The organism is Nisaea sp. (assembly GCF_040217065.1).
Classification (GTDB): Bacteria; Pseudomonadota; Alphaproteobacteria; order Thalassobaculales; family Thalassobaculaceae; genus Nisaea.
The window spans coordinates 278,414-292,241 of the sequence record NZ_JAVJNX010000010.1; the positions used below are offsets into that span (position 1 = coordinate 278,414).

Here is a 13,828-nt window from a genome sequence, read left to right on the forward strand (position 1 = left end):
CATTCAAAGCACAGAACACTTCGAAACGTGTCGGGGCTTCAGGTGGGGACTGGTAACCAGGACAACGGCAAGGACCGGTTTGCCCGCGGGGCGGGTTTGTCCGGCGATATCGTCGCGGAAGCGACGATGAAGGCCGTTGATATCATTGCCCGCACCGCGGCAGCGCCACCGCAAACGCCGGCGCATCGATCCGACGATTCAACCGCCGAAGCCTCCCCGTTGCCGCCGGAAGCCTTCTGGAATCTCTGGTCCGAGAACCAGAACCAGCTGCTGCGCCAATGCATGCGCCTGATGTCCGGCAACATGGCGGATGCAGAGGATGCGCTGGGAAATGCGATGGTGCGGGCCTCGTCACATTTTGCCGATGGCGGTGGCGGCGCCATCGCCAATCAGCGCGCCTGGCTGTCCCGGCTGGTGCATAATTCCTGCATCGACTTCTACCGTGCACGCTCCCGTCAGAAACGCTGGACCGATGAGGTCATGGCCATGGCGGACGGCAGTCCCATCCCGTCCGCGCCGGCGCCCGAGCCGACACCCGAGGAAATCGCCGAGACGGGCGAGGCCATGCGCTCGCTGCAGGACGGGCTCGACGCGCTTCCCGAACTGCTGCGCGTGCCGCTCATCCTGCGTTTTCTTGAAGGGCTCTCCTATGCGGAGATCGCGGAGCGGCTCTGCATTCCGAACTGTACCGCCCGCAAGCGTGTGCAGCTCGCCCGTGAACGGCTGCGCCGGAACGGCGTGGGCCCCGCCTGAAATTCTTGTTCACACTTATTACGAGTGCTTCGTCTCTAGTATGTTCGCGCCCAGTTGAGAGCAAGGAGAGACGGGGCGGACGGTCCTGAAACCAGCAGTATTGAGGAGACAGAGATGGCAATCCCAACTCCGGTCAATGGCCAGATCACCGACTCCGTCACCCAGGCCAATGTGAAGGTTCTGGGCGACTCCCCGGCGATGGCAATGGGGGCGATCTACCAGTCGCTCGCACATTCCACGGGCATTCTCTACGAGAACGCCGTGAGCTCGCAGCAGCAGCTCGGCATCGCCGCGCAGGCCGCGACGAACCAGGGCGTGATCCAGATCTACAGCATCGACACCATGGCGGATGCGGTCGCAACGTCGAAGATCGGCAACAGCGACGTGCCCAACAACATGCTGTCGCTGCTGACCGCCCTCAAGGCGACCAGTTCCGGCCCGGTCGGCTAAGCCGGCCGCGTCTGCAGCAACCTCGCGCCCAGAGTGTCGCCGGAACGGTGAACCCACGGCGCGGAAAGACAACCAGCCGAGAGGAACGGACGCGCCAGCGCACCCGGTAGCGAGCCCACGGCAATGGGGAGTGTGGTTCCATTGTACGAGCGCATAGACACTGCCGGTGCCCGGATATCTGCCCCTGCGGCGAATGGAGTGATGAAATGGCAGACAATACACCGGTCAACGGAATGATCACCGATTCGGTCACCCAGGCCAATGTGAAGGTTCTGGGCGATGCACCGGCGATGAGCATGGGGGCGATTTTCCAGGCCCTGGCGCATTCCACCGGCATTCTCTACGAGAACGCCGTGAGTTCGCAGCAGCAGCTGCAGATCGCGGCCCAGGCCTCCACCAACCAGGGCGTCATCCAGGTCTACAGCGTCGACACCATGGCCGGCGCGGCCGCGACCTCCAAGATTGGCAACAGCGACGTGCCCAACAACATGCTGGCGCTGCTGTCTTCCCTGAAAGCGGCCGCCCCCGGGGTTTCGTAGAGGCCGCGAAGTCGAAGTTCGCGGAGGCGGCGTGATGAAGCCGCCGCCTCCCCCTTCGTCCGCACGCGATCAGCGTTTCGAGGAGAGAGTGACATGGCGGACCCAACCAATGTGAATTCCCAGGTGACCGACTCGATCACCCAGGCCAACACGATGACTCTCGGGAGCGCGCCGGCGAATTCGGCCTTGCCGATCTATACCTCTCTCGCGGAGGCGACGAGCGTGCTCTACGCCAACATGGTCTCGAACCAGCAGCAGAATGCGGTGGTCGGAACCTCGTCCCTGGTGGCCTGCGTCGACAAGCTGCTCAGTATTGATCGTCGCAGCGCGGAGGCGGGCCAGAGGGCAATGATGGACAAGGTCCTCGACACACTGAACGAAATGGACCGGCGCAAGACCTTGGCGGCGGCCGGCGAGGCTGCGCTTCAGACCATTGTCAAGTGACCCGGCGGTCCGGGAGTGATGAACCATGGCAGATCAGGTTAACGGCCAGATCACCGATGCGGTGACACAGGCGAACGTGAAGGTGATCGGTGAGGCGCCGGCGGAAGCGGTCGGCATGTCGTTCCAGGCCTTCTCGCATGCGACGGGCCTTGCCATGGAGAACGCAACCTCTACCCAGGGCGGGATGCAGCAGGTCGCCAATGCTGCGACATCGTCGATCTGCGCCCTGATTGTTGAACTGGCAAGCCAATGAGGCGCGCCGCAGAAAAGCATTCACGAGTCGGTCCGGCGGGCCGTCTCCCGGAAGGCAGACCGGTTTCCACCGGCTTGCGGACCCAGCCCGGCGGTGGAAACCCCGCCGCTCAGGAAGGAGCAATGACATGGCCATCCCGACACCGGTGAACGGACAGATCACGGATTCGATCACCCAGAGCAACGTGCAGACTCTTGGATCTGCTCCGTCGGTCGCCATGGGGGCGATCTACCAGTCGCTTTCCCATTCGACGGGTATTCTCTATCAGAACGTCGTGCAGCAGCAGCAGCAGGCGGCGATCTGCGCCCAGGCGGCGACCAACCAGGGCGTCATGCAGATCTACAGTGTCAACTCCATGGCCGCGGCCACTGCCACCAGCAAACTTGCGCAGTCGGACACGTCTGACCAGTTGATGACGCTGCTCGTCGCGCTCGCCGCGCTGAAATAGGAGAGCGGCGGATTGCATTTGTTTAGGAGCCGCGAACAGGGGCTGAACCGATGGCAGATAACACGCCCGTAAATTCACAGATCACGGATGCCGTAACGCAAACCAACGTCAAGGTGGTGGGCGAGGCACCGGCACAGGCCATGGGCATGGTCTATCAATCGATGGCGCATTCGATTTCCCTGGCGATGCAGAATGCGATGCAGGCTCAAGGCGGCCTGCAGCAGATCGGCAATGCCGTGACCTCCAGCGCCTGCCGCCAAATTCTCGATGTATCGCAAGGCGGCATGAACACGAAAGGCTGACGCCGCCCCGTCAGGCGGCCTTGGCAAGGCCGACCCGAGGAGAATGACCCCCGAGGAGAGTGACCGATGACCGATGACAGCGTATTTGGCACGGACGATGTAGCGTCCGGCACGAGCCCGAACGACACAGCCGACAGCACCCCTGCCGGCGCTGCACCGGACCCGTCCGCAAGCGAGCCTTCGGCAGGCGCAAGCGACCCTTCGTCCGGTGGCGGATCTTCGGACGAAGGCTCATCCGCTTCCTCTGGTGACAATGACTCTGCAGGTGCCAGCACCGGCACGGATGATTCCGGTAACAGCGACGCCGGAAACGACTCGTCTACCCCTTCGGCGCCGGTACCTGCCAGCACGGGACCCGGCGTCAATTCCGTGATCCTGGATGCGGTCAAACAATCGAACAGCGCGGTGCTCGGCGCCTCCGGCAATAACGGCGCCGCGATCGCCTATCAGAAGGTTGCCCAGGCGGCAGCCTTCGCCGTTCAGGATTCGACCGACTATCTGCGCAACATCATGGCGATGAGCTCGGCAGCGACCGGTGTCGCCCTGAAGAAAATGGTCGAGAATCCGGCGACTGCGGCGCAATACACTCCGGTTCTGACCGCAGCGCAGGACGCCGTGACGGCGGCCCAGACCAATTTCCAGGCCGTCGGGACGTCTGCCGGTTCGGTTGTCAGCGGATTCCCGAGCGGCAGTTGACGGGTTGACGGCACGCTCCTCCCTAGGCCGCAGCCTCAGGGGACCCGCAGGGGTCCCTTTTTTTCGTTTTTCGTTCACATCCAGACGCCGGGGGCGTCGGCATTGAAGAGGCGAAAGCCGGCATCCCGGGCAGGGGCCCGGTTGGTCTGACTGCCGCGATCGCCTGGTCCGGACGTGAGGAGACCGAAATGGCGAAGAAACCGACCAGCGGACGACGGACGCTGCGCCAGCGCGCGCGGGACAGGGTTGAAGATTATATCGAAGAACGGATTGGCGAGGCGGTGGAGCGGCTTGAAGAGGCTCTCGATCCGGAACCTGAAGAGATCACCGAGGAAGCGCTGATTGCCCGGGCCGGGCTTGATGGTGACATCGATACCGAGGCGCCGGAACCCGCCAATGAGCTTCCGGTCGAGCCGGAATCAGTCGATGCTCCGGCCGAGGATGATGCGGCCGGTTCTTCCGGCGTTGAGGACGAGTTTGCCGACGATGACCTCGAGTCTGCTGCTCCTCCGGCCGGTGGAGCGGCGCCGAAACCGTCAGCGGCACCGAAGCCAAAACCCAAACCCGCTGCTGCCGGGAAGGGCCCCGACCCGGCGCCGGCGGATCCGAAGGCTGTTCCGAAAACAGAACCAAAAGTCCCGGTAGCAAAGCCCCCCGATCCGGACCCTGTCGAGAGCGGCAAGCCGGTCGGCATCGGCGGGGAGGCCGCTGCTGTCGAGGCCGAGGCCCGCGCGGTGGAGGCATCCGCCCAGGCGTTCAGCGGCGGCGCATAGACCGGTCAGGGTCAAGATGTTCAGGGTCAGGATGTGATGAGCGACGAGGAAGCAGAGGACAGGAAGGCGGATCCGATCGGGGATCAGGTCGCGGCGGCCACTGATGGGGCCTTGCAGGGTGCGCTCAGTACGCTTGCCGCAGCCGCAGTCGAACGCGACCGTCTCCTGGATACCTTCCGGGAACAGAAGGAGCGGCTTGAATTTCAGCTGCAGCAACAGAGGGCGCATGCCATGAATTTCGTTGAACAGGCTCGTGCGGAAACCGGGGAGCGAACCGGTGCCCCTTCAGGAAAGGCGGCACCCGGCACCGGGCAGCCCAATGCTGACGGAGGACTGAAGCTGTCCCCCGATCAGCAGGTCATCGCCGGTGTGAAGATGCTGATCTATCAGGACACGCGCCCCTATGAGGTGTCCACGCAGGCGCAGACCCAATCGGCGCTGTTGCTGCTCAACGCGCTGAAACTGATGATCCACCAGGAGATCGATGTTCTCTTCCAGCGCGCCCAGGCCCAGGAAGCAGACAGACAGGAAGCGGCCAAACAGGACGCGATGCAGCAACAGGCGGCGGGCCACGCTCCCGGATCCGGTGGTCCGGCTGCCGGCGGGGAGGCAGATCAGGCGCCGGATGCTTCCAAGGCCAGCGCTAGTGACCCGGCTGCAGCGTCGCAGGGGGAAGAGCCTTCAGGCTCCTGAGGATCGCCGGGAGATCCAGTTCCATCCGGTCGGCCTGCGCGGTTATGCGCGTGGCCATTTCAAGACCGCCGGCGGCGCGGGCGAAAGCGGAGCGGATATCGCCGGTCCGCACGTACCATGCGGTCAGCAGCGCGGCGAACAGGTCGCCGGTCCCGTTGAAGCTCCGGTCCAGCCTCGGTGCCGTGGCTTCATGGCTGGCCTCTTCGAGGACCAGCAGGTTGGAAACCGTGCCGGGACGCTCGATGCCGGTGACGGCAACCGCCGCCAGCCTAGAGCGCCGCAGCAGCTTCCGCGCCGCCGCCTTGATCGCGGCGGGTTCGCCGGGGACGTCCGCGCCGCTCAAAACCCCGAGTTCGTAGAGATTGGGCGTCACGATATCGGCCCGAGGCAGCAGCTCCGCGCCGATCGCCTCGGCCACGCCGTCGCGCACGAAATGGCGCCCATTGTCGCCGATCACCGGGTCGAGCACATAGGGCAGGGCCGGATTGCCGGCGCGGGCCCGGTCGATGGTGGCTGCGACGACAGACGCGGTCTCGGGCCGTCCGAGATATCCCGACAGCACCGCCGACAGGCCGTCGAGCACGCCGAGTGCCGCGAGGCCTTCGATTTGTGCTTCCAGTTCGGCTGCCGGGCGGGTTTCACCGGTGAACCGGCCGTGCCCGGGATGGTTCGAGAAGGAGACGGTGTCGAGCGGCCAGACCTCAAGGCCGGCGGACTGGATCGCGGGCACCGCGATGCTGTTGCCGACATAGCCGTAACTGACCCTGGACTGGATCGATAAAATTGCCATGCTGGCTCCCCTGGCCGCGCCGTCCGGACTTCCGTGAGATGAAGCCGTGACGGGCCGTCGGTCAAGTGACAAGTCCCTCTCCGCGCTTGGTTTTCCTCTGCGATCCACTAGGATGGCGCGAATGGCACATCCGGAGATTGATCAATGACCGCTTCCATCAGACCGCGCCGTTCGGCGCTCTACATGCCGGGCTCGAATGCGCGGGCGCTTGAAAAGGCGCGGACTCTGGAAGCCGATGTCGTGATCATGGATCTCGAGGACGCGGTGGCGCCCGACAAGAAGGCCGAGGCCCGCAAGACCATCGCGGCCGCTCTCAAGCAGGGCGGGTATGGCGACCGGGAGATCGTCATCCGGATCAATGCGGTGGACAGCAGTTGGGGCGCGGAAGATCTCGCCTTTGTCGCGCAGTCGGGCGCGGATGCGGTGCTGCTGCCGAAAGTCGAGCATGCGGATCAGGTCTGGTTCGCCGAGGAGGCGCTGGCCGCCGCCGGTGCGCCCGCGAATCTGTCGATCTGGTGCATGATGGAAACCCCGCTCGGCATGCTGCATGCCGAGGAGATTGCCGGCTCCAGTCCAAGCCTCGGATGCCTGGTGCTTGGCACGTCGGATCTGGCCAAGGATCTGCACGCCCTGCACACGCGCGACCGTCTGCCCTTTGTCACCAGCCTGGGGCTCTGTGTGCTGGCCGCCCGGGCCTATGGCCTGGCGGTGCTCGACGGGGTGCATCTTGACCTGGATGATGCAAAGGGATTCGAGGAGGTCTGCCGCCAGGGGCTGCAACTCGGGTTTGACGGCAAGACCCTGATCCATCCGAAAACCCTCGAGCCGGCGAACCGGATTTTCGCGCCGAGCGGTGAGGAAATCGCCTGGTCACGGAAGATCATCGACGCCCATCGGCAGGCAGACGATGCCGGCAGCGGCGTGGTGCTGGTGGACGGCAAGCTGGTCGAATCCCTGCATGTCGAGAATGCCCGGCGCATCCTGGCGCTGGCGGAAATGATCGAATATCGCGAATCCAGCGGCGAGAACGGCGGCTGACGCCATCCGGTCTAGTGGCCACCCGGCCTAGCGGCAGAAGCTGATCGAGCCTTCGGCGCAGATTCTCTTGCCGTCAATCCAGGTCGCGCCGGAAAGGTCGGCCCGGAAGAAATCGGCATCGCGGAGACGGGTTCCCGTCAGATTGGCGCCGCGGAGGATGGCGCTCTGAAACCGGACCTTGATCAGGTTTGCGCCGGTGAAATCCGTATCCGTCAGATCGGCCTGGCTGAAGTCGGCGTCGCGGAGCTGTGCGTTCCGGAAGGATGCGCCTTTCATCTTGGCGCGGCTGAAGCGGACGCGGCCGCGACTGTCGTCCAGCTTGGCGCCGGTCAGATCCGCCCAGTTGAAGCTGGCGTCATTGAGGTTGGCACCGGTCAGGTCGACACCGGCCAGCGGATAATTGTCGAAGTTGCAACGCCGCCAGTCGACGCCAGGGCCCGGGGGATCGGCGCAGGCGGCCTGGCCCACGGATGGGAAAAGCACCAGCGCGGCGAGGAAGGCGGCCGCCGCAGTCAGGTGCAGGCATCTGGATCGGACAGCTTGAATCACAGTGTATCCCGGATAATTCGTCGGTTGGCGCGAGGGTACCGTACCAGAAGGATCGGGCATTGCCATCCGACAGATCGTCGCGACTTCAGAAGGATGCCGGGAAGCCCCGGCCAAAACGAACGGGCCGCCCGTCAAAAGACGCGCGGCCCGTCGGACATGGAAGGCAGACACCGACACTACCAATGCGACTGTCTTGGCACGGACTCCGCCGGTATTATTTGGGTGTCCCACTCTGTCAGCCACGTGAAAACGCGACAGAACGAAAGCAAAGCTCCCATGTCATTAGTAAAACTATGGCCCTGTTTTGAGTGTAGATCAATAAAAATATGGTAGGTGCACGATGCTGTTGTGTTCATTCAAGAAAGATAGGATGTTTTTCATTAATTCACAGATTTTATTTTGAATATCCAGCCAGTTATTCACTTGATGAATACAGATTAGTAAGCTGAATTAAAACAGAATTTTCAGATTTAAGTAATCCATTCACAAACAATCCACAGAAAATGCAAATTCTTATCCACAGCCCGCCGCAGGCTGCCGGGCATCGGGTGACGCTGTGCACAAACCGGCTGCGAAGCGTGCCCAGGGACTGGACAAGCGGCGGGGTCGAAATAAATTGAGGTCCTGTTCGCAGTGCAATATGGTTCGGCCTCGTTGTCGATGTTCCACAGGAAAGGTGCGCCATGAGCGTTTCCAACCGCCCTCTTTCCCCGCATCTTCAGGTCTATAAGCCTCAGCTCACGAGCATCACGTCGATCTTGCACCGCGCAACCGGCGTTGCGCTGGCGGTCGGGACCCTGTTTCTGGTGTGGTGGCTGATGGCTGCTGCCACCGGCGGGTCTTATTTCGGCTACATGCAGGGCATCATGGGCTCCTGGATCGGACTGCTGGTCCTTTTCGGGTTCTCCTTTGCTCTGTTCTACCATCTGTGCAACGGCATCCGGCATCTCGTGTGGGACGCCGGCTATGGCTTCGAACTTGAAACCGCCTACCTTTCAGGAAAACTGGTGTTCGCTGCGTCGGCAGTACTGACAGTTCTTGCCTGGATACTCGCCTGCGCCCTCTAAGAGGCAGGGCCAACAAAAAGACTCTATTGAGAGGCTGGTTATGACTGACAACTCGATGCGTACGCCAATCGGACGCGTGCGCGGCCTTGGCAGCGCCAAAAGCGGTCTGCATCACTGGTGGATGCAGCGGGTGACGGCGGTAGCGCTGATCCCGCTTACGCTCTGGTTCGTGGCATCCCTGATCTCGTTGGCCGGTGCCGGCCACGCGGAGACAGTGGCATGGATCAGCTCTCCCATCGTTGCCGTTCTGATGATCTCCCTGATCATTGCGACCTTCTATCATGCGGCGCTGGGCCTGCAGGTCGTGATTGAGGACTATGTCCATCACGAAGGCGGAAAGCTGGCCCTGCTGCTTGGGGTAAAGCTGCTCTGTTCCCTTCTCGCCGTTGCCGCCCTGTTTGCGGTGCTTAAACTCGCTTTCGGAGGCTGAGCTCCATGAAGTCCTACGAGATCATCGATCACACCTACGACGCCGTCGTCGTGGGCGCTGGCGGTGCCGGTCTGCGTGCCGCCTTCGGGATGGCAAACGAAGGCCTGAAGACCGCCTGCATCACCAAGGTGTTCCCGACCCGCTCCCATACTGTGGCCGCGCAGGGCGGGGTTGGCGCTGCGCTCGACAATATGGGCGAGGGCGACAACTGGAAGTTCCACATGTACGACACCGTCAAGGGGTCGGACTGGCTGGGCGACCAGGATGCCATCGAATACATGTGCCGGAACGCCATTCCCTCGATCATCGAGCTGGAGCATTACGGCGTGCCGTTCTCGCGGACCGACGAGGGCAAGATCTACCAGCGCCCGTTTGGCGGCCACACGCTGGATTTCGGCAAGCGCATGGCCAAGCGCGCCTGTGCGGCGGCCGACCGGACCGGTCATGCCATCCTGCACACGCTCTACCAGCAGAGCCTGAAGGCCAATGCAGAGTTCTTCATCGAATATTTCGCCATCGACCTGATCATGGACGAAGAGGGCGCCTGCCGTGGCGTCATGGCGATCGATCTGGCAACCGGCACCATCCACCGCTTCCGCGCGCACCAGACGGTGCTGGCGACCGGCGGTTACGGCCGGGCCTATTTCTCCTGCACCTCCGCCCATACCTGCACCGGTGACGGTGGCGGCATGGTGGTGCGTGCGGGTCTGCCGATGCAGGATCTGGAATTCGTGCAGTTCCACCCGACAGGGATCTACGGCTCAGGCTGTCTGATCACCGAGGGTGCGCGCGGCGAGGGCGGGTATCTGACCAATTCCGAGGGCGAGCGCTTCATGGAGCGGTACGCGCCGACGGCCAAGGATCTGGCCTCCCGCGACGTGGTCAGCCGGGCCATGACCATCGAGATCAACGAGGGCCGGGGCGTCGGGCCCGAGAAGGATCACATCTTCCTGCATCTCGAGCATCTCGACCCGGACGTGCTGCATCTGCGGCTGCCGGGAATCTCCGAGACCGCGAAGGTCTTCGCCGGTGTCGATGTGACCAAGGAGCCGATCCCTGTTCTGCCGACCGTGCATTACAATATGGGCGGCATTCCGACGAACTATCACGGTGAAGTGCTGTCTCCGACGGCGGACGATCCGGACCGGGTGTGCCAAGGCCTGATGGCCATCGGCGAGGCGGCCTCCGTCTCCGTGCATGGCGCCAACCGTCTCGGTACCAACTCCCTGCTCGACATTGTCGTGTTCGGCCGGGCCGCAGCCTTGCGGGCGAAGGAAACCGTGCGTCCGGGAGAGCTGCACAAGCCGCTGCCGTCGGATGCGGGCGAGTATGCCATCGCGCGTCTCGACAAGATGCGTCACGCCAAGGGCGACCGCAAGACCGCCGAGATTCGTCTCGACATGCAGCGCGCCATGCAGCAGCACGCGGCGGTGTTCCGCACCACCGAGCTGATGGATGATGGTGTGAAGAAGATCCAGGATATCGCGGCCACGCTGCCGGATATCGGCCTCAGCGACCGCTCCCTGATCTGGAACTCGGATCTGGTCGAGGCACTGGAGCTGGAGAACCTGATGAGCCAGGCGGTGATCACCCTGACGTCGGCAAGCCTTCGTCCGGAAAGCCGCGGCGCGCACGCGCACGAGGATTTCCCGGACCGGGATGACGAGAACTGGATGAAGCACACGGTCATGTGGCTCGACGACACGTACAAGCACCGGGTGATGTATCGCGACGTGCACATGTACACGCTCTCGAACGAGGTCGAGGTCGTGCCGCCGGCGGCGCGCGTCTACTGATCGCTTGAGAACGAAGAAAAGATCGGAAGTGAGAGATGGCTGAATTTTCTTTGCCGGCGAACTCGAAGGTCAAGATCGGCAACACCCACAAGGCTGAAGCCGGCGCGAAACGGGTCAAGGCATTCAAGATCTACCGGTATGATCCGGACACCGGGGAGAACCCGCGGGTCGATACCTACGAGATCGACCTCGACGCATGCGGCCCGATGGTCCTGGACGCGCTGATCAAGATCAAGAACGAGGTGGATACCTCCGTCACCTTCCGCCGTTCCTGCCGCGAGGGCATCTGCGGGTCCTGTGCCATGAACATCGATGGCACCAACACGCTGGCCTGCCTGAAGAGCATCGACGATGTGAAGGGCGACGTGAAGATCTACCCGCTGCCGCACATGCCGGTGGTGAAGGATCTGGTGCCGGACCTGACCCAGCCCTATGCGCAGCTCGCCTCGATCGAGCCGTGGCTGAAGACGAAATCGCCGCCGCCGCCGGACGAGGAGCGTCTGCAGAGCCCGGTGGAGCGCGAGAAGCTCGACGGTCTGTGGGAGTGCGTGCTGTGTTTCTGCTGTTCGACCTCCTGCCCGAGCTACTGGTGGAACGGCGACCGCTATCTCGGCCCGGCCGTCCTGCTGCAGGCCTATCGCTGGATCGCGGACAGCCGTGACGAATATACCGGTGAACGGCTTGATGACCTGGAAGATCCGTTCCGGCTCTATCGCTGCCACACCATCATGAACTGCACCAAGACCTGCCCGAAAGGCCTGAACCCGGCCAAGGCCATCGGCGAGATCAAGAAGCTGATGGTCCAGCGCATGTAGCGCGGGGCAAAATCCCCGGACAGGAAAACGGCCGCTGGAAACAGCGGCCGTTTTTATGATCGACAGGACAGAAGACGCCGCAAGCGTCCCGGAAGGTGAGCCTGCGGTTCTGCTTTTCTACGAGGTCTGTGCAGGTTTGCTCTGTTCAGCGGTTTTGTGCGACGAAGCGCAGCCCGCAAAGGCGGCCGGCGCGGTAAAGGCGACGACGGCGGCCGCAAGAACGAACAGTCCGATCAGTTTACGCATGGGTGAACCTCCACGGTCAGTTGCAGCGCTACCCTATCGCGAAATGCCGCGCCGGGCCAGTCGCAATACTGTGAATGCGGAGAGGCGGCATGCCGGGATTTCGCTGTCCGTGTCATTTTGCCGACGCAATTCAAGATGATAGTGCCCCAGTCCCAAACATGCCGGAGCCATGCAATGACCCGACTCTTTCTGTCCGCCGCCCTCGCGATCCTGATGTTGTTCGCCTCTCCCGTCGTCCAGGCGGAAACAGTGCGGGACGATATCGTCACGCTCGATCTCAGCCTGGAAAAATGGGTCGAGACCGACTCGGCAACCGTCACGGTCGCCGCCGATCTCGCGGTCAGGGCCGGCGGGTTCGGCGTGGCCCGCGCGGCCGTACAGGCGGATCTGGCGAAAATATCCGATAGAGCTCCCTGGCGCCTTGTCGGATACGACCGTCTGCGGGACGAGGCCGGGTTCGAGCGCTGGCGGATCACGGCGGAAGCCCGCCTGCCGAGCACGGCCCTTGGCGGCATCGGCAGCACTGTCGGCGATCTCGGCGAAGCGGGCCGGAGCTACGCCCTGCTCGGCATTGATTTCACGCCGACACTGGCGGAGCGCGAGGCGGCGCTGGCCGAACTTCGGGCCGACATCTACCAGCGTGCCGCCGACGAGCTGGAGCGCCTGAAGGCGGTGTACCCGGATCGTGGATACCGGGTGGCTGCGATCAATATCGGGCAGGGCGCGACACCCCGCCCGCAACCGGCGATGATGCTGCGCGCGGAAGCGGCGCCGAAATTCGCCGCCGATGCAAGCGGGGGTGGCGACAGCGTGGCCCAGAAAGCCGAGCTGCGTGCCTCGATCAGGTTTGCCGCGGAAGTTCGCTCCGGCGACTGAACCGCGCTATGATCCCCCCTGGAATAGAGAGTTCTGGGGGGAACGGAGCATGAGCAGAGGACTTTGCATCATCACTGGTGCCAGCCGCGGTATTGGCGCGGCGACGGCTGTGCGCGCGGCGCGTGACGGCTGGGACATCGCGGTGAATTACGCGGGAAACGAGGCGGCCGCCCGCGCCGTCGCTGCCAGGGTTGAAGCCGAAGGCCGCAAGGCCGTGGTCATCCAGGCGGATACCTCGAAGGAGGCCGACATCATCCGGCTGTTCGACGAGGCCGAGGCGGCGCTCGGGCCGGTGCGCGGGCTGGTGAACAATGCCGGGATCACCGGCAAGATCTCCCGGGTCCGGGACATGTCCGAGTCTGCGATCCTCGAGGTCATGCAGCTCAATGTGATCGGCCTGATGCTTTGTTGCCGCGAGGCGGTGCGCCGGATGTCGAACACGGACGGTGGTGCCGGCGGCGCCGTCGTCAATCTCTCCTCCATCGCCGCCAGGCTCGGTGCGCCGAATGAATTCACCCACTATGCCGCCTCCAAGGGGGCGGTGGATTCCTTCACCATCGGCTTCGCCCGGGAGGTGATTTCCGAGGGTGTCCGGGTCAATGCGGTGGCGCCGGGCATGATCGATACGGACATCCATGCCAGTGCCGGCGCGCCGGACCGGGCCGCCCGCCTCGGGCCGACCACGCCGATCGGCCGTGCCGCAGCGCCGGAAGAGGTCGCCGAGGCCATTGTCTGGCTGCTCAGCGATGCTGCGGGCTATTGCGCCGGATCCATACTGGAAGTCGCCGGGGGGCGCTGAAGCGCTCCGGCCCGGTGCAGCGACTTGACCTCCGCCGCGAGTTGCGCGACTTCTGTTCCTGGAGGGGAACG

At 63.5% G+C, this 13,828-nt stretch carries 20 protein-coding genes; 17 read left to right on the forward strand and 3 right to left on the reverse strand.

Features of this window, described 5'->3' with window-relative positions; all coding sequences use genetic code 11:
- Positions 1-42: 42 nt before the first annotated feature.
- From RH950_RS17340 to RH950_RS17385, 10 genes are all read left to right on the forward strand, one after another.
- Entirely contained in the window at positions 43-753 is a 711-nt protein-coding gene (locus RH950_RS17340; protein WP_350058988.1) for an RNA polymerase sigma factor, read from the forward strand.
- Positions 754-867: 114 nt separating this feature from the next.
- Positions 868-1,203, forward strand: coding sequence for a RebB family R body protein (locus tag RH950_RS17345; RefSeq protein ID WP_292880444.1), 336 nt, complete (start codon positions 868-870; stop codon positions 1,201-1,203).
- Between the two features lie 206 nt (positions 1,204-1,409).
- On the forward strand, positions 1,410-1,742 hold the full coding sequence (locus RH950_RS17350) for a RebB family R body protein (protein ID WP_350058989.1): 333 nt from the start codon (positions 1,410-1,412) through the stop codon (positions 1,740-1,742).
- 93 nt (positions 1,743-1,835) lie between these two features.
- A complete protein-coding gene (locus RH950_RS17355; protein ID WP_350058990.1) occupies positions 1,836-2,186 on the forward strand; it encodes a RebB family R body protein in 351 nt (116 codons plus the stop codon).
- A gap of 25 nt (positions 2,187-2,211) precedes the next feature.
- On the forward strand, positions 2,212-2,439 hold the full coding sequence (locus RH950_RS17360; RefSeq protein WP_350058991.1) for a RebB family R body protein: 228 nt from the start codon (positions 2,212-2,214) through the stop codon (positions 2,437-2,439).
- A gap of 127 nt (positions 2,440-2,566) precedes the next feature.
- On the forward strand, positions 2,567-2,887 hold the full coding sequence (locus tag RH950_RS17365) for a RebB family R body protein (protein WP_350058992.1): 321 nt from the start codon (positions 2,567-2,569) through the stop codon (positions 2,885-2,887).
- A 50-nt stretch (positions 2,888-2,937) separates the two neighbouring features.
- Complete coding sequence (locus RH950_RS17370) at positions 2,938-3,189, forward strand: RebB family R body protein (RefSeq protein ID WP_350058993.1); 252 nt, start codon at positions 2,938-2,940, stop codon at positions 3,187-3,189.
- Between the two features lie 66 nt (positions 3,190-3,255).
- The gene (locus RH950_RS17375; protein ID WP_350058994.1) at positions 3,256-3,885 is read left to right on the forward strand and encodes a hypothetical protein; all 630 of its coding nucleotides are present in this window, start codon (positions 3,256-3,258) and stop codon (positions 3,883-3,885) included.
- Positions 3,886-4,073: 188 nt separating this feature from the next.
- Positions 4,074-4,658, forward strand: coding sequence for a YlcI/YnfO family protein (locus tag RH950_RS17380; RefSeq protein WP_350058995.1), 585 nt, complete (start codon positions 4,074-4,076; stop codon positions 4,656-4,658).
- 36 nt (positions 4,659-4,694) lie between these two features.
- Positions 4,695-5,351 (forward strand): hypothetical protein, encoded by a 657-nt coding sequence (locus tag RH950_RS17385; RefSeq protein WP_350058996.1) that lies wholly within the window; start codon positions 4,695-4,697, stop codon positions 5,349-5,351.
- On the opposite strand, the gene pdxY is transcribed toward RH950_RS17385, so the two are convergent.
- Positions 5,302-6,141 (reverse strand): pyridoxal kinase, encoded by an 840-nt coding sequence (gene pdxY, locus RH950_RS17390; protein ID WP_350058997.1) that lies wholly within the window; start codon positions 6,139-6,141, stop codon positions 5,302-5,304. The genes RH950_RS17385 and pdxY overlap by 50 nt on opposite strands.
- A 144-nt stretch (positions 6,142-6,285) precedes the next feature.
- Here pdxY and RH950_RS17395 point away from each other — a divergent pair, with 144 nt between their 5' ends.
- On the forward strand, positions 6,286-7,179 hold the full coding sequence (locus tag RH950_RS17395; protein WP_350058998.1) for an HpcH/HpaI aldolase/citrate lyase family protein: 894 nt from the start codon (positions 6,286-6,288) through the stop codon (positions 7,177-7,179).
- Positions 7,180-7,206: 27 nt separating this feature from the next.
- On the opposite strand, the gene RH950_RS17400 is transcribed toward RH950_RS17395, so the two are convergent.
- The gene (locus tag RH950_RS17400; protein ID WP_350058999.1) at positions 7,207-7,728 is read right to left on the reverse strand and encodes a pentapeptide repeat-containing protein; all 522 of its coding nucleotides are present in this window, start codon (positions 7,726-7,728) and stop codon (positions 7,207-7,209) included.
- 683 nt (positions 7,729-8,411) lie between these two features.
- Between RH950_RS17400 and sdhC the strand changes: the two genes are divergently transcribed.
- The 4 genes from sdhC to RH950_RS17420 are packed head-to-tail and all read left to right on the forward strand — an operon-like array spanning position 8,412 to position 11,836.
- Positions 8,412-8,795, forward strand: a complete 384-nt coding sequence (gene sdhC / locus RH950_RS17405; protein WP_350059000.1) for a succinate dehydrogenase, cytochrome b556 subunit — start codon at positions 8,412-8,414, stop codon at positions 8,793-8,795.
- A 40-nt stretch (positions 8,796-8,835) separates the two neighbouring features.
- Entirely contained in the window at positions 8,836-9,225 is a 390-nt protein-coding gene (gene sdhD / locus RH950_RS17410; RefSeq protein WP_350059001.1) for a succinate dehydrogenase, hydrophobic membrane anchor protein, read from the forward strand.
- Between the two features lie 5 nt (positions 9,226-9,230).
- Positions 9,231-11,021, forward strand: coding sequence for a succinate dehydrogenase flavoprotein subunit (gene sdhA / locus RH950_RS17415; protein WP_350059002.1), 1,791 nt, complete (start codon positions 9,231-9,233; stop codon positions 11,019-11,021).
- A 35-nt stretch (positions 11,022-11,056) separates the two neighbouring features.
- Positions 11,057-11,836, forward strand: a complete 780-nt coding sequence (locus RH950_RS17420) for a succinate dehydrogenase iron-sulfur subunit (protein WP_350059003.1) — start codon at positions 11,057-11,059, stop codon at positions 11,834-11,836.
- Positions 11,837-11,953: 117 nt separating this feature from the next.
- Here RH950_RS17420 and RH950_RS17425 read toward each other — a convergent pair whose 3' ends face one another.
- Positions 11,954-12,082, reverse strand: a complete 129-nt coding sequence (locus tag RH950_RS17425; RefSeq protein WP_350059004.1) for a hypothetical protein — start codon at positions 12,080-12,082, stop codon at positions 11,954-11,956.
- Between the two features lie 174 nt (positions 12,083-12,256).
- On the opposite strand from RH950_RS17425, the gene RH950_RS17430 reads away from it, so the two are divergent.
- Both RH950_RS17430 and RH950_RS17435 read left to right on the forward strand, forming a co-directional pair.
- Complete coding sequence (locus RH950_RS17430; RefSeq protein WP_350059005.1) at positions 12,257-12,958, forward strand: hypothetical protein; 702 nt, start codon at positions 12,257-12,259, stop codon at positions 12,956-12,958.
- 49 nt (positions 12,959-13,007) lie between these two features.
- Positions 13,008-13,757, forward strand: coding sequence for an SDR family oxidoreductase (locus RH950_RS17435; RefSeq protein ID WP_350059006.1), 750 nt, complete (start codon positions 13,008-13,010; stop codon positions 13,755-13,757).
- The last annotated feature ends 71 nt before the right edge of the window (positions 13,758-13,828 follow it).